Here is a 19,228-nt window from a genome sequence, read left to right as displayed (position 1 = left end):
CAAGGTGGCGACTTGCGTACTCGTCCACGGGGCCCGGCAGGGTGGCTGGTCCTGGCGGCGCGTGGCGGAACTGCTGCGGCGGTCCGGGCACGGGGTCTTCACGCCGACGCTGAGCGGGATCGCCGAACGCGCCCGCGGTCCGGTGGCGGAGATCGGGCTGCGGGAGCACGTGGAGGACCTGGTCGCGGTGCTGCACTACGAGGACCTGCACGACGTCGTCCTGGTGGGGCACGGCTACGGCGGTTTTGTGGTGCGCGAGGCGGCGGAGAGCGCCCGGGGCCGGATCGCGCGGATCGTCATGGTCGACGCCTGGGCGGGCCACGACGGCGAATCGACGGACAGCCGGGCACCGCGGTCCTTTCTGGACTGGGTGGACGCGGCGACGGTGGACGGGGTGATCGCCGCGCCGACCGCGGCCGAGCTCGGCCTCACCGAACCGGCCGACGTCGCGTTCCTCGAACCACGCCTGACCCCGCAGCCGCGGCGCACGTTCTCGGAGCCGGCCAGGCTGACCGGTGCCGTGGAACGGATCCCGGCCCCCGCGGTGCTGTGCGTGCCGGGCGGGCCGATGCCGTTCGCCGCGCTGGCGGCGGAATTCGGCTGGCCGGTGACCGAGGTGGCGGCCGGGCACCAGGTGCTGGTGCACGCACCCGGCGCACTGGCGAGCGCACTGCTGGACCGAGCGGAAGGGGAACCGGGATGACCGAGCGGATGAAAGCGGTGCGGCAGGAGGAATGGGGCGGCCCGGAAACCATGCGACTGGCCGAAGTGGACCGGCCCGAGCCGGTTTTCGGTGAGGTGCTGGTGAAGGTCGCCGCGGCCGGGGTGAACCCCGTCGACGCCTACACCCGGCAGGGCGTGGCCTACAACCGCGTGCTGAGCCTCCCGTTCGTCAACGGCTGGGACGTGGCGGGCGTGGTGGAGCGCGTCGGCTACGGCACGACCTTGTTCCGCCCGGGGGACCGGGTGTTCGGAATGCCGTGGTTCCCGCGTGCGGCCGGGGCCTACGCCGAGTACGTGACCGCGCCCGCCCGGCATCTCGCCGCCATGCCCGGGGAACTGGACTTCGCCGCAGCCGCGGCCCTGCCGCTGGCCGGGTTGACGGCGTGGCAGATGCTCGTGGACGTGGCCGGGGTGCGGCCGGGCGACCGGGTGCTGGTCGCGGGGGCGGCCGGCGGCGTCGGGCACCTGGCCGTCCAGCTCGCCAAGCACTTCGGCGCCCACGTGATCGGCACCGCCCGCGCCGGGAAGCACGCCTTTCTGGCCGGGCTGGGGGTGGACGAGGCCATCGACTACACCACCACCGATATCGCCACGGCGGTCCGGGACATCGACGTCGTGATCCAGTTGTTCGGCGGCGAGGCGGGCCTGCGTGCGCTGGAAACCCTGCGGCCGGGCGGAATCCTGGTCAGCGGGCAGGCGGCGTGGACGCCGGGGATGAACCGGCGCGCCGCCGAACTGGGCGTGCGCGCGAGCGACTTCCTCGTGGAGCCGGACCATGCCGGACTGGTGGCGCTCGCCGACCTCGTGCGCAAGGGCAGGTTGACGGTCCACGTCGAAGCCGAGTTCCCCCTGGCGCGGGCGGCGGAGGCGCACCGGCTGATCGCGCGGGGGCGGACCACGGGGAAGCTCGTGCTGATCACGTGACCGAAATTTTCGATCGAGGAGCCTTCGACACGGGCAGTGATCCAGCCGGTCGCCTCGGTGATTGACCCGTTGACCCGGGGCGACACGGCTGGCTAAACTGAGCCGAAACTTGAGGTCAACAGCTCGAAACGATCGACCGTCGGCCCTTTCGGCCGGCGTGGCTCAAGACGCGATCCGGCAATCGCGCCAAGCGGTGACGTGTTCCGCTCCGGACACTCGAATCCTGCTTCGCGGGCCGAAATGTTAGCGCTAACACCAAAGCTCGACTCGACGAGGAGTTGCCATGAGCTGGAACGACGAGGCCGCCTAGGCGGGCCCGCGACGTGGAGGCGCTTCGGCTTCGCCGCCGTCCACGCGATCACCTCGAACAGCGCCATTCCGGCCGGAGCGGCGCACCCCGTCACGGGCCCTCGTGCGGCCCTGAGTCCGAAGGAGAGTCATGATGAGTTCGATGGGCCAATCTCCCCCGGCCGGGTCACCCCGCCGGGCGGGCCGAGCCTGGCGCGGCCGCTGGGGGCGCGGCCTGGCCGCCCTGCTCGCGACCGCCCTCGCGGGCACCGCGGCGGTGGCGTTCCACACCGGGGTGGCGTCGGCGGCGTCGGTCGACACGAATGCCTGGTACGTGCTGGTCAACCGCAACAGCGGCAAGGCGCTGGACGTGTCCGGGGTGTCCACCGCCGACGGCGCGGTGATCCACCAGTGGGCCCGCCACGACGGAGCCAACCAGCAGTGGCAGTTCGTGGACTCCGGCGGGGGCTACTACCGGCTGAAGTCGAAGAACTCCGGCAAGGTACTCGACGTCGCCAACTTCTCGACCGCCGCCGGCGGGAAGGTCCAGCAGTGGACCGACCTCAACGGCACCAACCAGCAGTTCCAGCTGGCCGACTCCGACGGCGGTCACGTCAGGCTGATCAACCGCAACAGCGGCAAAGCCGTGGAGGTGACCGGCGCGTCGACCGCCGACGGAGCCGCCGTCGTGCAGTACGACGACTGGAACGGGACCAACCAGCAGTGGCAACTCGTCCGCCTGGACGACACCCCCGGCACGTGCTCCCTGCCGTCGACGTACAAGTGGTCGTCGACGGGGCAGCTGGCGAACCCGAAGCAGGGCTGGGTTTCGCTCAAGGACTTCACCCACGTCGTGCACAACGGCAAGCACCTGGTCTACGGCACCACGCACGACACGGGTACGACCTGGGGCTCGATGAACTTCACCCCGTTCACCAACTGGTCCGACATGGGTTCGGCCAGCCAGAACGCGATGAACTCCGGCACCGTCGCGCCCACGCTGCTGTACTTCGCCCCCAAGAACATCTGGGTGCTCGCCTACCAGTGGGGCGGGCCCGCCTTCAGCTACCGGACGTCGAGCGATCCCACCAACCCGAACGGCTGGTCGGCACCGCAGACGCTGTTCACCGGGAGCATCACCGGTTCCAGCACCGGCCCCATCGACCAGACCCTGATCGCCGACGGCACGAACATGTACCTGTTCTTCGCCGGGGACAACGGCAAGATCTACCGCGCCAGCATGCCCATCGGGAACTTCCCCGGCAACTTCGGCTCGTCCTACACGACCATCATGAGCGACACGACGAACAACCTGTTCGAAGCCGTCGAGGTCTACAAGGTGCAGGGCCAGAACCAGTACCTGATGATCGTCGAGGCGATCGGGAACAACGGGCGCTACTTCCGCTCGTTCACCTCCAGCAGCCTCAGCGGTTCGTGGACCCCGCAGGCCGCCACCGAGAGCAATCCCTTCGCCGGCAAGGCCAACAGCGGTGCCACCTGGACCAACGACATCAGCCACGGCGACCTGATCCGCACCAATCCCGACCAGACCAAGACCATCGACCCCTGCCACCTGCAGCTGCTCTACCAGGGGCGCAATCCCAACTCCGGTGGGGACTACGGTCTCCTGCCCTACCGGCCGGGCCTGCTGACCCTGCAACGCTGATCGACCGGCCCGGCTCCGGGCGGGAGCCGGGCCTCGCCCCCAGCATCCGAAGTGGACGAAGCAGTGAAGGGGTACGGGATGTCTTCCTCGTTCAGCAGGCGGCGGCTCCTGCAAGCCACCGGGGCCGCGGCGGTCGCTTCCGCCGCGGGGTACCACCCCGGCGGCTCGACGGCCCACGCGGCGGTCCCGCCGGTTCGCCCGGACACCGGGGTGTCCGCGTACCCCTTCCAGCTCGGTGAGGTGCGGCTGACCGCGAGCCGGTGGCTGGACAACCAGAACCGCACGGTGAACTACCTGCGGTTCGTCGACGTCGACCGGCTGCTGTACAACTTCCGCGCCAACCACCGGCTCCCCACCAACGGCGCGGCCGCCAACGGCGGCTGGGACGCGCCGACGTTCCCCTTCCGCACCCACGTGCAGGGCCACTTCCTCTCGGCCTGGGCGCAGGTGTACGCGGTGACCGGGGACACCACCTGCCGGGACAAGGCCGCCCACGTGGTGGCGGAGCTGGCCAGGTGCCAGGCCAACAACGGGGCCGCCGGGTTCAACAGCGGGTACCTGTCCGGCTTCGCCGAGTCGGAGTTCAGCGCACTGGAGGCGCGGACGCTGACCAACGGCAACGTGCCGTACTACTGCATCCACAAGACGCTGGCCGGCCTGCTGGACGTGTGGCGCCTGATGGAGAGCACGCAGGCGCGCGACGTGCTGCTGCGGCTGGCCGGCTGGGTCGACTGGCGCACCGGCAGGCTGACCGGCCAGCAGATGCAGACCATGTTGCAGACGGAGTTCGGCGGCATGAACGCCGTGCTGGCCGACCTGTACCAGCAGACCGGCGACCAGCGGTGGCTCACCGCCGCCCAGCGGTTCGACCACGCCGCGGTGTTCGACCCGCTGGCCGCCAACCAGGACAAGCTCAGCGGGCTGCACGCCAACACGCAGGTGCCCAAGTGGATCGGCGCGGCCAGGGAGTACAAGGCCACCGGCACCACCCGCTACCGCGACATCGCCGGCAACGCCTGGAACACCTGCGTCAACGCGCACACCTACGTCATCGGGGGCAACAGCCAGGCCGAGCACTTCCGGCCGCCCCACGCGATCGCCGGGTACCTCACCAAGGACACCTGCGAGAGCTGCAACACCTACAACATGCTCAAACTGACCCGTGAGCTGTTCGCGCTCGACCCCACGCGCGCCCAGCTGTTCGACTACTACGAGCGGGCGTGGCTGAACCAGATGATCGGCCAGCAGGACCCGGCCAGTCCCCGCGGGCACGTCACCTACTTCACCCCGCTCAACCCGGGAGGGCGCCGCGGGGTGGGACCGGCGTGGGGCGGCGGCACGTGGAGCACCGACTACGACTCGTTCTGGTGCTGCCAGGGCACGGGCCTGGAGGTGCACACCTCGTTGATGGACTCCATCTACTTCCACACCGGCACGACGCTGATCGTGAACATGTTCCTGCCCTCGGTGCTGAACTGGGCCCAGCGGGGGATCACGGTCACCCAGACCACGTCGTTCCCGGTCGGCGACACGACGAGCCTGCAGGTCACCGGCAACGTCGGCGGAACGTGGCCGATGCGCCTGCGCATTCCCGGCTGGACCACCGGCGCCACCATCAGCGTCAACGGCGCGGTCCAGGACATCACCACCACCCCGGGCAGCTACGCCACCCTGACCCGGTCGTGGAGCCCGGGTGACACGGTCACCCTGCGCCTGCCGATGCGCGTCATCCTGCGCCCGGCCAACGACAACCCGAACCTCGCCGCGGTCACCTACGGCCCGGCGGTGCTGTCCGGGAACTACGGGAACACCCCGCTCAGCTCCCCGCCGGCGCTGAACCCGGCGTCGATCACCAGGACCAGCAGCAGCTCACTCGCCTTCACCGCCACCGCGAACGGCTCGACGGTCGACCTCGGCCCGTTCCACGACGCCCACGGCCACAACTACAACGTCTACTGGAACACCGGCGGCCAGTCAGGCGGCACCTCCCGCCTGGTCAACGTGCGCAGCGGGCTGGTGCTGGGCATCCAGGACATGTCCACGGCCGACGGTGGCCGTGCGCTCCAGTGGCACGACTCGGGTACCGCGGACCACAACTGGGAACTGATCCCCGACGGGGACGCGGTGCGCTTCCGCAACGCCCACAGCGGCAAGGTGCTCGGGGTGCGGGACATGTCGGCCGCGGACCACGCGCACGTCCTGCAGTGGTCGGACAACGGCACCGCCGATCACCGGTGGACGCTGCTCGACCAGGGGGACGGCACCGTCAAGATCCGCAACGCCCACAGCGGCAAGCTGCTCGGCATCGAAAACGGCTCCACGGGTGCGGGCGCCTTCGCCGTCCAGGACTCCGACAACGGCACCACCGACAACCGGTGGCGCCTGCCGGGCAACCAGGTCCACTGACCCGGGAGGCCGGGAACGCGGCCGGGGACGGTCCGGCGGACCGTCCCCGGCCGATCACTGTTCCGGCTTGCTCGAAGATCCATTTCGGCGGGCCGACGCGCGCCGCCGTTTCTCGGTTGATCTTAAATTGTCTCTTTTCTCGGTAGAATGGATTAACCTGATACAGGCAACGGGTTCCGCCAAATGCAGTCGCCGGTAACAAAATCCCGGTGCCCGGCGAACAACGGGCAGCGGAACGCGGCTGGAGGAATCCTTCATGAAGATCAGCGTCTTCGGGCTCGGTTACGTCGGTTGTGTCTCGGCGGCGTGCTTGGCCGGTCGCGGGCACCAGGTGGTCGGGGTCGACGTGAACCCGGTGAAGATCGAGCTCGTTTCCCGCGGCAAAGCGCCGGTGGTGGAGGAGCGCATCGGCGAACTGACCGCCGAGGTGGTCGGCGGCGGAGCGCTGCGGGCCACCGCCGACGTGCGGCAGGCGATCGCGGACAGCGACGTTTCGCTGGTGTGCGTCGGCACCCCGTCCTCCAGCAACGGCAGCCTGTCCACGGTTTTCCTCGAGCGCGTGGCCGAGCAGATCGGCGAGGCCATGGCCGCCAAGGCCACCAGGCACACCGTCGTCTTCCGCAGCACCATGCTCCCCGGCACCTGCCTCGAACTGCTGGTGCCGATCCTGGAGAAAGCATCCGGGCTCAGCGCCGGTGCCGATTTCGGCGTGGCGGTGAACCCGGAATTCCTGCGTGAAGGCACCAGCGTCAAGGACTTCTTCGACCCGCCGAAGACCGTCATCGGTGAATTGGACACCGCCAGCGGCGACGTCGTGGCAGAACTCTACACCGGGCTGCCCGGTGAGGTCTTCCGCGTCTCGATCCCGGTCGCCGAAATGACGAAGTACGCCGACAATTCCTTCCACGGGCTCAAGATCGGCTTCGCGAACGAACTCGGGGCCATCTGCCGCGCGCTCGGGCTCGATTCGCACGAGGTGATCGACGTCTTCCTGACCGACCGCAAGCTCAACATCAGCCCGGCCTACCTCCGGCCGGGGTTCGCCTTCGGCGGCTCCTGCCTGCCCAAGGACCTGCGTGGCCTGGTCTACGCCGCGCGCCGGGCGGACGTGGCGATCCCCATCCTCTCGCACGTGCTGCCCTCCAACGAGGAACACCTCCAGCGGGCGCTGGACCTGGTCGTGCGGGCCGGGAAGCGCCGGATCGGGCTGTTCGGCCTGTCCTTCAAACCCGGTACGGACGACCTGCGCGAGAGCCCGCTGGTCGAACTCGCGGAACGCCTGCACGGCAAGGGCTACGAGCTCCGCATCTACGACGCCAACGTCAGCCTGTCCCGGCTGATGGGGGCCAACCGCGAGTACATCGAGAGCAGGCTGCCGCACCTCGGCCAGCTGCTGGCCGGTTCGGTCGAGGAAGTGCTCGACCACGCCGAGGTCTGCCTGATCGGCTGCACCGATCCGGACGTGCTCGCGGCGCTGCCGCCGGGACGCGGCCACCACATCATCGATCTCGTCCGCGTACCCGACGCCGTGCGACGCCGGGTTGAAGGAGGTTACGTCGGCCTTGCCTGGTAGAGCGCTGATCCTCGTCGAGAACCTGTCCGTGCCCTTCGACCGCCGGGTCTGGCAGGAGTGCACCACGCTGCGGGACGCCGGCTGGGAGGTGCACGTCATCTGTCCACAAGGGACGAACCGCGACACCGAGGCCGAGGCCACCGTGGACGGGGTGCGCATCCTCCGCTACCCGCTCAAGGCCGCCACCGGCGGCCCGGCGGGATACGTCGCGGAATACGGTTCCGCGCTGTGGCACACCTTCCGGCTCGCCCGCCGGGTGGCCCGCGGCGGCCGGATCGACGTCGTGCACGCCTGCAACCCGCCGGACCTGCTGTTCCTGGTGGCCCGCCTGCTCAAGCCGCGGGGCACCAGGTTCGTCTTCGACCAGCACGACCTCTGCCCCGAGTTGTACCTTTCCCGGTTCGGCCGCGGCGAAGACCTGCTGTACCGCGCGGTCCGCGCGCTGGAGCGCTGGACCTACCGGGCCGCCGACGTCGTCATCGCCACCAACGAAAGCTACCGGGAAGTCGCGGTGGAACGCGGCGGGAAGGCGCCGGAGGACGTTTTCGTGGTGCGCAGCGCACCGGTGGTCGAACGGTTCCACCAGGTCCCCGTCGAGCCCGGACTGAAGCGGGGCAAACCGCACCTGCTGGCCTACCTCGGCGTCATGGGCCCGCAGGACGGCGTCGACTACGCCCTGCGCGCGCTGGCTTCGCTGCGCGACGAGCTCGGCCGCACCGATTGGCACGCCGTGTTCATCGGTGCCGGTGACGCCTACGACGCGATGGTGGCGTTGAGCGGGGAACTCGGGCTCGGCGGCCAGGTCGAATTCACCGGCCGGATCCCCGACGAGGACCTGCTGCGCTACCTCTCCGCGGCGGACGTGTGCCTTTCGCCCGACCCGTTGAACCCGCTCAACGACGTGTCGACGATGAACAAGATCATGGAATACATGGCGATGAGCCGCCCGATCGTTTCCTTCGCCCTGCGCGAGGCCCGGGTCTCCGCGGGCGAAGCCGCGCTGTACGCCAGGGCCAACGACGAAGCCGAATTCGCGAAGTTGATCGCACAACTGCTGGATGCCCCCGGTGACCGGGAGCGGATGGGGGAGCTGGGCCGGGCCCGCGTGGCCGGGCCGCTTTCCTGGGAGAACTCCCAGAAGGCGTTGCTCGCGGCCTATGCGGCGGCGGTGCGTTGATCGGCTTTCGTTTCGGACAAGAACCGGCTGATCCGGTAACCAAAGCCGCGAGCTGCCCGACGGAGTTGACGGGGACGACCGCGGGCACCGAGGGGAGATCCTGGTTTTGGCTGACGACACGGTGCGCCTGTCCGTGCTCGGACGGGTGCTGCGCGGGCGGTGGCGGACCCTGGTGGCCCTCGCCGTGGCCGGCGCGCTGCTCGGTGCCGCCTCGTCGGTCGTGCTGTCCCCCGGTTACCGGACCACGGCCAGCGTGCTGCTGCAGGGCCCGCGGGAGGCGGACGAACTGCTCACCCAGGCCGAGGTGGCGACCAGCTCGGTGGTGCTCGACCGCGCCGCCGCGGCACTCGGCGAAGCCGGTGCCGATCTGCGTGACAAGGTGACCACGTCGGTGGCGCAGGGCAACGTGGTGACCATCGAAGCCACCGGCGGCACCGCCGAGCAGGCGCGTCGGACGGCCGACCGCCTCGCGCAGGAGTTCGTCGAGTACTCCACGCAGATCATCGCCGGTTCCGGGGACGCGGCGGTGCAGCTGGCGCAGGAACGCCGCGAAACGCTGCGCCAGCAGGTGGCGCAGACAAACCAGCGGATCAGCGAGCTCTCCGAGAAGGTCGACGAAGGCCGGACGACCGTGGAAAGCCTCCAGCTCCGCACCGAACTGCAGGGGCTGCGTTCGTCGCTGGAGCAGGCGATGTCCGCGCTGAACGCGGCCGACACCGCCAGCGGGCTCGGTGACATGGTCGTGCTGGGCTCGGCCGAACTGCCGGAGTCACCCGCCGCACCCACGCTGCCGCAGCTGACCCTCGGTGGTGCGGCGCTGTGCTTCCTGCTCGGCCTGTTCGGCCACCTGTTCACCGCCCGCATCGACCCGAGGCCGCGGGACGAGCGGGAGATCGCCGCGGCCATCGGCGTGCCGGTGCTGGCCACCGTGGAGGTCGCCGAAGAGCCGCCAGCCCCGGGCGGAGCCCGGTCCCGGCGAGCCAGGCTGCTCGACGACGACCGGCCGTGGAACGTGCCCCGGGTCGACGTCTTCCCCGACGAGATCGAGAGCGACATCCACTTCGAGCGGCTGGTCGCCCGGCTGCCGCAACGGCTGCGCGTGCTGACCGCCGAGGACGACCCCGCCGGGAAGAAGGCCGCCGAGCGGATCGTCGAGCTGGCGGGCGGCCGGTTCACCGCGGTGGCGGTGAACCCGGCCCGGCCCGTCGTCCGCGACACCGACGCCGAAGGGGTGCTCGTGGTGCTGTGCCCCGGTTCGCGGACGGCGTGGGAGCTGGTCGGGATCGCCGAGGCGTGTGCCGACGCCGGGCTCGCCGTGGTGGGTGCCGCGCTGGTCCGGCCGGTGCGGCCCGCCCGCACCCGCCCGGTCACCGCCGGGGACGAAGCACTGGCGGGCGCACCGTGAGCACCGTGAGCACGGTGCGCGATTCGGAGCCGTTGATCGACCTGCACCGGCTGGTCGTCTCGGTCCGGCGGCGGCGCCGGCTCTGGCTGGCCACCGCACTGCTGGGCCTGCTCGCCGGCGGGCTGGTCGCGGTGCTCCTGCCGTCGCCGCCCACCGCGGTCGCGCAGCTGCTGGTCATCCACCCCGACGACTCGCCGACCGACAGCGGAACGCTGATGCGCACCGACGTCGCCGTGCTGGAGACCACGAAGATCGCCGGTGAGGCGCTCAAGCGGCTGAACAGCACGCAGTCACCGGAGGAGTTCCTCGAGACCTACCAGGGGCTCGGGGTGACGAACAACGTCCTCCAGCTGACGGTCGAAGGCCAGAGCGACGAGGAAGCGATCGCCCGCGCGCAGGCGCTCTGCGACGCCTTCATCACCGAGCACGCCGCCCGGCACCAGGCAGCCGCGGCGGCGGAGCAGCGGGCCCTGCTCGACCAGCGCGACCGGGCGCAGAACGAGCTCGCGCCGATCGAATCGGAGATCGTCGCCGAGGAGGCCAGGGGCGGCGACGCCAATCCGGCCCAGCTGGAGCGGCTGTACTCGCGCCGGGCGGAGCTGACGTCGAAGATCTCCGACTACGACGGCCGCGCGCAGGAAGCCGGGATCGGCACGCCGAAGGTCGCCGCGGGCACCGGCATCCTGGACACCCCGAGGATCCTGCCGCACTCGCTGCCCGGAACCGTGGCCACCGACGCCGGGATCGGCCTGGTGCTCGGGCTGGTCGGCGGCCTGGCGCTGGCCGCGGTGACCAGCGTGGTGCGGGACCGCCCGGTGCTGCGGCGCGAGATCTCGGCCCACCTGGGGGCGTCGGTGCTCGCGCAACTGGCTTCGCCGCCCCGGATCTGGCGGTGGTCGCGGGCGGCCGCGCTGCGGCGGCGGGTCGCGGTGACGCTGGCCAGGGTGGTCCGGGAGGACGGCGGGCCGGTGTCGGTGCTCGACCTCGGCGCCCGCCGGGCCACCGCCGCGCTCGCGCTCGACCTGGCCCGCGAACTCGCCGGGTCGGGGCCGGTCTCCCTGGTCGACGACCTGCCGGGGGCGAACCTGCGTGCGGACGGGTCCATCCGGGTGCTGGACCGCGGCGACGTGCCGGTCACCGGCGGCGAGCGCCGCCTCGGAGTCGGTTCGGCCGAACCCGGCACGTCGTGGACCGACCTCGAATTCCTCGGCCGCGAAGCGATCCTCGTCGTCCGCGCCGGGCACGCGAACACCGAGTGGCTGCACACCGTGGCCCGGCAGCTGGCGGACCGGCGGATCCCGGTGATCGGGGTCGTGGTGGTGGACCCGGATCCCCGTGACCGCACCGACGGCACCCTCTGGGACGGCCTGCACACCGCCCTGCGCGGCCGGGCCGGTGCGGGGCCGGCCGCGCGGATCGTCAACGGCACCCACCGCCCGCCGATGCCCTATCGGCGGCCCGAAGACCACGACCACGCCGGAATCCGGTAGAGACGGGGGAACAGGCAGATGTGCGGTATCGCGGGTGCCTATCGCTGGCCGGACGGCGGTCCGCTGACCGACCGGCTGACCAAAACCCTCGCCCACCGCGGACCGGACGGTTCCGGGCGGTACGACCACCGGGCCGGGGCCGTCAGCGTCCACCTGGGACACCGCAGGCTCTCCATCGTCGACCTGTCGGAGACCGGTGCGCAGCCGATGACCGGCGGCGGCCTCGCGCTGACCTACAACGGTGAGCTGTACAACGCCCCGGAACTGCGTGCCGAGCTGCGGGCCGCCGGGGTGCGGTTCCGCGGCACGTCGGACACCGAGGTCGTGCTGGAGGCTTGGCGCCGGTGGGGCCCCGGCTGCCTGCCCCGGCTGCGTGGCATGTTCGCCTTCGGCGTGTTCGACGAGCGCTCGGGTGAGCTGGTGCTGGTGCGCGACCAGCTGGGCATCAAACCGCTGTTCCTGACGCGCCGCGGTGGCGGGGTGGTCTTCGCCTCCGAGCTGAAGGCACTGGCCGCCGAACTCGGCGGCTCGCTGAGCGTCGACCACACCGCGCTCGTCGCTTCGCTGCTCTACTACTGGGTTCCGGACGGGCGCTGCGTGTTCAGCGAGGTCGAGAAGCTGCCACCGGGCAGCTGGGTGCGGTTCCGGCCGGACGGCGGGGTCGAGCGCGGCACCTTCTGGTCGCTGCGCCAGGTCGCCGAGGAGGGCGCGGCCGACGACAGCGAGTTCGACCTCGGCGCCGTCGTCGAGGACTCCACGCGCAAGCACCTGCTCGCGGACGTCCCGGTCGCGACCTTCCTCTCCGGCGGGCTCGACTCCAGCTACCTGACCGCGCTCGCCTCGCGGGAGCAGCCGGGGATCTCCGCGTACACCATCGGATTCCGTGCCGAGGACGCGAAGTTCGAGGCGATGCCGGACGACCTGGCCTACGCGCGGAAGGTCGCCGCCCGCTTCGGGGTCGACCTGCACGAGATCGAGATCGCCCCGCAGGTGCTGGACCTGCTGCCCCGGATGACCCACCACCTCGACGAGCCGATCGGTGATCCGGCGGCGATCAACAGCTACCTGATCTGCACCGCGGCCCGCGAGGCCGGGGTCAAGGTGCTGCTCTCGGGAATGGGTGCCGACGAGCTGTTCGCCGGTTACCGCAAGCACCTCGCGAACACGCTCGCCGTGCGGTACCAGCGGGTCCCCGGCCTGGTGCGGCGGCCCATCTCGGCGGTGGTGGACCGGCTCCCGGTGGCGACCTCGAAACGCGGGCTGCGGTCGGTCCGGTTCGCCAAGCGGTTCCTCTCGTTCGCCGAACTGCCGGAGGAGACCGCGTTCCGGCGCAGCTACACGATGTACGACCGGGCCGAACTCGCCGCGCTGCTGGCCCCCGACCTGGCCGGGGCCGTCGACGACGTGCTCACCGAGCACGCGGACACCTACCACGACAACACGCTGCCGGACTTCGTGAACCGCATGTGCCTGGCCGATTCCCGGCTTTTCCTGCCCGGGCTCAACCTCGCCTACACCGACCGCTCCAGCATGGCCGCCTCCACCGAGGTGCGCACGCCGTTCGTCGACGTCGAAGTGGTGAAGGCGGCGTTCCGCCTGCCGGGGACCCGCAAGATCGCCGGGCGGCAGGGGAAGGTGGCGCTCAAGGAAGCGGCGCTGTCGATCCTGCCGCCCGAGGTGGTGTACCGGCCGAAGGGCTTGTTCAGCGCCCCGCTGCGGGCGTGGATGAGCCGCGACCTCGCCCCGCTGGTGCGCGAGGTGATCAACGAAGGCGAACTGGTGAAGTCCGGTTTCCTGCGCCGCGAGGCGCTGCGGCGGCTGGCCGGCGAGGACGCGTCCGGGCAGCAGGACCGGGCCAAGCACCTCTGGCACATCTTGACCCTCGAGTACTGGTATCGCGGTGCCGTTTCGAACCGGTCCGCCTAGGCGCTGAGGAGCGACGTGAAGCAGGTAGTGCAGAACTACAGGAGCGGGGAGCTGGCGCTCCTCGACGTTCCGGTCCCGGCGGGCAAACCGGGTGGTGTGCTGGTCCGCACCGCGTATTCGCTGATCTCCACCGGCACCGAGCTGATGAAGGTCTCCGAGGCGAAGCTGTCCCTGGTCGGCAAGGCCAGGGCGCGGCCGGACCAGGTGGCGAAGGTGGTGCAGGGCGTGGCGGCGAACGGGCTCACCGCCACCTACCGCAAGGCGCTGAACAAGCTCGACTCCTACACGCCCCTGGGGTACTCGCTCTGCGGGGTGGTCGAAGAGGTCGGCGCGGGCATCGACGACGTCGCCGTCGGGGATTACGTGGCCTGCGCCGGGAACGAGCACGCTCTGCACGCCGAGCTGAACTGGGTGCCCAAGAACCTCTACACCCGGGTGCCCGGCGGGGTCGAGCCGCGGCACGCCGCCTTCGGCACGGTCGGGGCGATCGCGATGCAGGGCGTCCGCCGCGGTGAGCCGCAGCTCGGCGACACCGCGCTGGTCATCGGCCTCGGCCTGATCGGCCAGCTGGTGGTCCAGCTGCTGGTGGCCGCCGGGGTGCGGGTCGCCGGCGTGGACCCGGACCCGGACCGGTGCGAGCTGGCCGAGCGGCTGGGGGCGCTCAAGTGCGCGGACCCGGCGTCGGGTGTGGTGGACACCGCGGTCGCGGAACTGACCGCCGGGCACGGCGTGGACCAGGTCTACCTCGCCGCCGGCGGCAGCACGAACCAGCCGGTGGAACTGGCCGCGAAGCTGAGCCGCGACCGCGGCCGGGTGGTCGACATCGGCAAGTGCTCGCTGAACCTGCCGTGGAACGCCTACTACGAGAAGGAACTCGACGTCCGGTTCTCCCGCTCCTACGGTCCCGGCCGGTACGACCCCGGTTACGAGCTCGAGGGCCGGGACTACCCGATCGGCCAGGTCCGCTGGACCGAGCGCCGCAACCTCGAGTGCGTCGCCGACCTGATGCGCACCGGCAGGCTCGACGTGGAGCCGTTGATCTCGCACGTTTCGGACTTCGCCGACGCCGTCGAGACCTACCGGATGCTCAACGAGGGCGACCTCAAAGCCGTCGCCGTGCTGTTCGACTACGGCGAGCGGACCGGCGTGGCGGTGGAGCACGCCGTCACGCCGGTCCACTCGCCGGAGCCGGTGACCGCCCGGGCGGTCCCCAAGTCCGGCACGGTGAACCTGGCGTTCGTCGGCGCGGGCAACTACGCCTCCTCGATGCTGCTGCCGCACCTGGCCGGAATGGCGGACGTCGCCCTCACCGACGTGGTGACCACTTCGGCGCTCTCCGGGGCGAACGCCCAGCGCAAGTTCGGGTTCACCCGCGCCTCCACCGAGCTCGAACCGGTGCTGGCGGACCCCTCGGTCGACGCGGTGTTCATCGTGACCCGGCACAGTTCGCACGCGGAGCTGACCCGGCGCGCGCTGCTCGCGGGCAAGGCGGTCTTCGTCGAGAAACCGCTCGCGCTGTCGGAGAAGGAACTCGAACTCGTGCTCGACGCGATCGAGGAGTCCGGCAACAACCGGTTGCAGGTCGGCTTCAACCGCCGGTTCGCCCCGCTGCTGACCGAGGCGGTGCACAACTTCGGCCCGCGGCTCGGCCCGGCGTCGGTGCGCTACCTGGTCAACGCGGGCAGGCTCGAGGCGAACAGCTGGTACCAGCGGGAGGGCGAGGGTTCGCGCTTCGCCGGTGAGGGCGGGCACTTCATCGACACGGTGAGCTGGCTGCTCGGTGCCGACCCGGTTTCGGTGTACGCCACCGCCACACCGGGGCACCGGGACCTGCAGTTGCTCCTGCGGTACCCGGACGGGTCGACCGCGTCGATCACCTACACCACCAGCGGCTCCCCGGCGTTCCCCAAGGAGACGATCGACCTCACCGCCGACGGCAAGGTGCTCCGGTTCGACGACTTCACCAGGGCGTCGGTGTTCGGCCGGGGGAAGTGGGCCGGTCCCCGCCTCCCCAAGGGCCGGGACAAGGGCCAGGCGGCCGAGCTGGCGGCTTTCCTCACCGCGCTGAAGACCGGGGTGTCGATGCCGGTGCCGATCGAGTCGCTGGTGGCGACCACGCTGGCCACGCTCGCGGCCGGCCGCAGCCTCGGCACCGGTGCCCCGGTGCGGATCGGCTCCGAAGCGGTGCTCGGCTGATGGACCCGTCCTGGTACCTGCGGAGGCTGTCGAGGATGGGGCCCGCCGAGGTCGCCGGCCGCGTGGGCGACCTCGTGCGTGAACGCCGGTGGCGCCGGGTGGCGGGGGAACGGGCGACCTGGCTGCCGGACCGGCACTTCACCAGCGTGACCGGCGAACGCGTGCTCGGCGCGATCCCCGGTGACCCGGTGAAGGAGTTGCTGGTCACCGCGGACGGGCTGATGGACGGGCACGCCGAGTTCTTCGGTGTCGAGCGCCACGACTTCGCCGGCCCGGACTGGTCCCGCGACCCGAAGACCGGGCGCCGGGCACCGTCCGACGTGTACTCCTTCGACATCCCGTACCGCAGCGAGGAGACCGTCGGCGACATCAAGCAGATCTGGGAGCCGTCCCGGCACCAGCACCTCACCGTGCTGGCCGCCGCGTACGCCCTGACCGGCGCCGAGCCCTACGCCGAACGGGCCGCCGCCCACCTGCGGTCGTGGTGGGCGGCCAATCCGCCGATGCGCGGGGTGCACTGGGTCAGCGGCATCGAACTCGGCATCCGCCTGCTGTCGTGGGTGTGGGTGCGGCGGCTGCTCGACGGCTGGGCGCCGGTGCCGTCGCTGTTCGAGGACAACCCGGTGGCGCTCGGCCAGCTCTGGCACCACCAGCGCTGGCTGGCCACCTTCACCAGCCGGGGTTCGTCGGCGAACAACCACGCGGTCGCCGAGGCGGCCGGGCGGCTCGCCGCCGCCTGCGCCTTCGACTGGTTCCCGGAATCGGCCCGGTGGCGCGCGTCGGCGCTCAGCTCGCTCGACCGGACGCTGGCGCACAACACCTTCGATTCCGGGCTCAACCGCGAACTCGCCACCGAGTACCACGGGCTGGTACTGGAACTGGGGCTGGCCGGGGCGCTGGAAGCGCACGCCGCCGGAGTGGCGGTACCCGGGTCGACCTGGCGGGTGCTGCTGCGGATGACCGACGCGCTGGCGTCCGTGGTGGACACCGGATTGCGGCCGCCGAGGCAGGGCGACGCGGACGACGGGTACGGGCTCGTCCTGGACGGGGCGGGAACCAGCCGCTGGGCATCCCTGCTCAACACCGGTGCCGTCCTGTTCGGACGGCCGGACTGGTGGCCCGGGGTCCGGGCCGCGGACGTGCGGACCCCGCTCCTCGCCGCGCTCGCCGACGGCCTCCGCGTCCGGGAACCGCGCCCCGGCCGGCGCCGGGACGAGTTCGCCGACGCCGGGATGACCATCCTGCGGAACGAGGAGATCTGGTGCCGCTGCGACGGCGGGCCGCACGGTTTCCTGTCCATCGCCGCGCACGCGCACGCGGACGCGCTTTCGGTCGAAGTCCGGCACGACGGCGTCGACATCCTCGCCGATCCGGGCACCTACTGCTACCACGGCGAACCGGTGTGGCGGTCGTACTTCCGCGCCACGGCGGGGCACAACACCCTCGAACTCGACGGCGTCGACCAGTCCGTCCCGGGTGGCCCGTTCCTCTGGACCAAGCACGCCACCACGACGGTGCTCGAAGCGAACCCGCCGTCGCGGTGGAGCGCCGAGCACGACGGCTACGCGCCCGCCGTCCACCGGCGCTCGGTGGAACTGGCGGATTCGAAGCTCCGCATCCTCGACCAGGTCCGGGCCGGCGCACCGCGGCCCTGCCGTCTCGTCTACCACTTCGGCCCGGCCGTCGAACTCGTGCTGACCGGGGCTGCGGCGACGCTGTCCTGGACGGCAGGCGGCCGGGAGCGCGGTGCGTCACTGGCCCTGCCGCCCCACCTGACGTGGTCCGCGCACCGGGGTGAGACCGACCCGCCGCTCGGCTGGTACTCGGCCGGATTCGGCCGCCGCGAGCCCGCCTGGGCACTGGTCGGCACCGGGACCGCCGGGGGTGCCGGGAAAACACTGACCACCGTGCTCGACTTCGGTTCCGGTGACCAGGACCCGCCGTCGTGACCGGCCGTCCGCACCGCCGGGCCCGAGCCGTGCTGCTGGTGCTGCTCGGTCCGGTGACGCTGGCCGCCTGCACCGGCGAACCACCGGAGCAGGCCGCGCCGGCCCCGCCGGTCGCGCGAGTCTGCGACCGGCTGCCGCCGGGCCCGGTGGAACCCCCGCCGGGGGCGGTGCGGATCGATCCGGCGGTCCCCGGCGATCTGGGCGCCAAGACCCGGTCGAGTCCGGCGGGCACCACCTTCTGGCTGGCGCCGGGCACGCACCGGCTCGGCGACGACCGGTACGACCAGGTCAAGCCCAAGCCGGGCAACGGTTACCTCGGCGCTCCGGGTGCCGTGCTCGACGGCCGGGGGATCAACCAGTACGCCTTCTCCGGCGACGCCGCCGACGTCAGGATCCAGCACCTGGCCGTGCGTGGCTTCGCCGCGCCGCACAACGAGGGGGTGGTCAACCACGATTCGGCGGACGGCTGGGTCATCGAGCACAACGCGGTCGAGGACAACGACGGCGCGGCGCTGATGGCCGGTGCCCGGCAGCGGGTCCGGGGCAACTGCCTGCGGCGCAACGGGCAGTACGGGATGAACGCCTACTCGGGGGACGGCCCGATCACCGGGCTGGTGGTCGAGGGCAACGAGATCACCGGCAACAACACCGGTGACTGGGAGCACCGGATCGAGGAGTGCGGCTGCACCGGCGGGATCAAGTTCTGGTCGGTGGACGGCGCCGACGTCCGCGGCAACTGGGTGCACCACAACCGCGGCGCCGGGCTGTGGGCGGACACGAACAACAACGACTTCCTCGTCGAGGGCAACGTCATCGAGGACAACGACGGGGCCGCCCTGGTCTACGAGACCAGCTACAACGCGGTCATCCGCGGCAACGCGATCCGGCGCAACAACTGGGTGGACGGCAAGGGCTACTTCGACCGCGGCGACAACTTCCCGGTCGCGTCGGTCTACGTCTCCGAATCCGGCGGCGAGCCGAGGGTGCGGGCACGCACCGCCAAGCTGGAGCTCACCGGCAACACCTTCGAGCACAACTGGAACGGGATCACCCTGTGGGAGAACGCCGACCGGTTCTGCAACAGCCCGGCCAACACCTCCTCCGGCACGTGCACGCGGCTGGTGCCCGATCCGGGGAACTGCGTGCAACCGGGGATCGCGGCGGGGGCGCTGAACGCCGACTGCCGGTGGAAGACCCAGCACGTCGAGGTCCACCACAACCGGTTCGTGCTCGATCCGGCGGTCGCCGGCTGCGAGGAGAGCTGCGCCAGAACGGCGCTGCTGGCGAACTTCGGCACCTTCCCGGAGTGGTCGCCGTACCAGGGTGAAGCCGTGCAGCGGGCGATCACCTTCGACCAGCACAACCGGTTCCACCACAACACCTACGCCGGGCCGTGGAACTTCGTCGCCGTCGAACCGAGCCGGGTGCTGGACCTCCCGCAGTGGCAGGGCGCGCCCTACCGGCAGGACGAGGGCAGCGCACTGACCCGCGCGGGAGGTGGCTGA

Annotated in this window: 12 protein-coding genes; all 12 read left to right on the top strand. The window is 71.2% G+C overall.

The features are described 5' to 3' along the window. Positions 1-4 precede the first annotated feature (4 nt). The 12 genes from AC07EG_RS20630 (at position 5) to AC07EG_RS20575 (ending at position 19,228) form a co-directional block, all read left to right on the top strand. The gene (locus tag AC07EG_RS20630; protein ID WP_478254749.1) at positions 5-703 is read left to right on the top strand and encodes an alpha/beta fold hydrolase; all 699 of its coding nucleotides are present in this window, start codon (positions 5-7) and stop codon (positions 701-703) included. Beyond that, on the top strand, positions 700-1,647 hold the full coding sequence (locus tag AC07EG_RS20625) for an NADP-dependent oxidoreductase (protein WP_478254748.1): 948 nt from the start codon (positions 700-702) through the stop codon (positions 1,645-1,647). The genes AC07EG_RS20630 and AC07EG_RS20625 overlap by 4 nt, the downstream gene beginning before the upstream one ends. A gap of 442 nt (positions 1,648-2,089) precedes the next feature. Continuing rightward, the gene (locus AC07EG_RS20620; protein ID WP_478254956.1) at positions 2,090-3,601 is read left to right on the top strand and encodes a non-reducing end alpha-L-arabinofuranosidase family hydrolase; all 1,512 of its coding nucleotides are present in this window, start codon (positions 2,090-2,092) and stop codon (positions 3,599-3,601) included. Positions 3,602-3,679: 78 nt separating this feature from the next. Next, entirely contained in the window at positions 3,680-6,007 is a 2,328-nt protein-coding gene (locus AC07EG_RS20615; RefSeq protein ID WP_478254747.1) for a beta-L-arabinofuranosidase domain-containing protein, read from the top strand. A gap of 256 nt (positions 6,008-6,263) precedes the next feature. After that, positions 6,264-7,580: a nucleotide sugar dehydrogenase gene (locus tag AC07EG_RS20610; protein WP_478254746.1), complete on the top strand. Its 1,317-nt coding sequence runs from the start codon at positions 6,264-6,266 to the stop codon at positions 7,578-7,580. Continuing rightward, positions 7,570-8,757, top strand: a complete 1,188-nt coding sequence (locus AC07EG_RS20605) for a glycosyltransferase family 4 protein (protein ID WP_478254745.1) — start codon at positions 7,570-7,572, stop codon at positions 8,755-8,757. Before AC07EG_RS20610 ends, AC07EG_RS20605 begins: the two co-directional genes overlap by 11 nt. Before the next feature lie 106 nt (positions 8,758-8,863). Then, positions 8,864-10,162: a GumC domain-containing protein gene (locus AC07EG_RS20600; protein WP_478254744.1), complete on the top strand. Its 1,299-nt coding sequence runs from the start codon at positions 8,864-8,866 to the stop codon at positions 10,160-10,162. Positions 10,163-10,167: 5 nt separating this feature from the next. After that, a complete protein-coding gene (locus tag AC07EG_RS20595) occupies positions 10,168-11,652 on the top strand; it encodes a Wzz/FepE/Etk N-terminal domain-containing protein (protein WP_478254743.1) in 1,485 nt (494 codons plus the stop codon). An 18-nt stretch (positions 11,653-11,670) separates the two neighbouring features. Continuing rightward, positions 11,671-13,578 carry an asparagine synthase (glutamine-hydrolyzing) gene (asnB, locus tag AC07EG_RS20590; RefSeq protein ID WP_478254742.1) on the top strand — a complete coding sequence of 636 codons (1,908 nt, stop codon included), beginning with the start codon at positions 11,671-11,673 and terminating at the stop codon, positions 13,576-13,578. A 15-nt stretch (positions 13,579-13,593) separates the two neighbouring features. Continuing rightward, positions 13,594-15,774 (top strand): bi-domain-containing oxidoreductase, encoded by a 2,181-nt coding sequence (locus AC07EG_RS20585; RefSeq protein ID WP_478254741.1) that lies wholly within the window; start codon positions 13,594-13,596, stop codon positions 15,772-15,774. Continuing rightward, positions 15,774-17,723 (top strand): heparinase II/III family protein, encoded by a 1,950-nt coding sequence (locus AC07EG_RS20580; protein WP_478254740.1) that lies wholly within the window; start codon positions 15,774-15,776, stop codon positions 17,721-17,723. Before AC07EG_RS20585 ends, AC07EG_RS20580 begins: the two co-directional genes overlap by 1 nt. Then, on the top strand, positions 17,720-19,228 hold the full coding sequence (locus AC07EG_RS20575; RefSeq protein WP_478254739.1) for a right-handed parallel beta-helix repeat-containing protein: 1,509 nt from the start codon (positions 17,720-17,722) through the stop codon (positions 19,226-19,228). Before AC07EG_RS20580 ends, AC07EG_RS20575 begins: the two co-directional genes overlap by 4 nt.

It is taken from the genome of Amycolatopsis sp. NPDC045836, assembly GCF_056431745.1.
The sequence above is the reverse complement of the archived record's forward strand: the minus strand, read 5'-3'. Positions and strand labels throughout refer to the sequence as shown.

What these genes read in the sequence shown, in the direction of transcription:
- AC07EG_RS20625 (WP_478254748.1), top strand. Translation starts at nt 700, where the DNA reads ATGACCGAGCGGATGAAAGCGGTGCGGCAGGAGGAATGGGGCGGCCCG.
- AC07EG_RS20620 (WP_478254956.1), top strand. Translation starts at nt 2,090, where the DNA reads ATGAGTTCGATGGGCCAATCTCCCCCGGCCGGGTCACCCCGCCGGGCG.
- AC07EG_RS20615 (WP_478254747.1), top strand. Translation starts at nt 3,680, where the DNA reads ATGTCTTCCTCGTTCAGCAGGCGGCGGCTCCTGCAAGCCACCGGGGCC.
- AC07EG_RS20610 (WP_478254746.1), top strand. Translation starts at nt 6,264, where the DNA reads ATGAAGATCAGCGTCTTCGGGCTCGGTTACGTCGGTTGTGTCTCGGCG.
- asnB (WP_478254742.1), top strand. Translation starts at nt 11,671, where the DNA reads ATGTGCGGTATCGCGGGTGCCTATCGCTGGCCGGACGGCGGTCCGCTG.
- AC07EG_RS20580 (WP_478254740.1), top strand. Translation starts at nt 15,774, where the DNA reads ATGGACCCGTCCTGGTACCTGCGGAGGCTGTCGAGGATGGGGCCCGCC.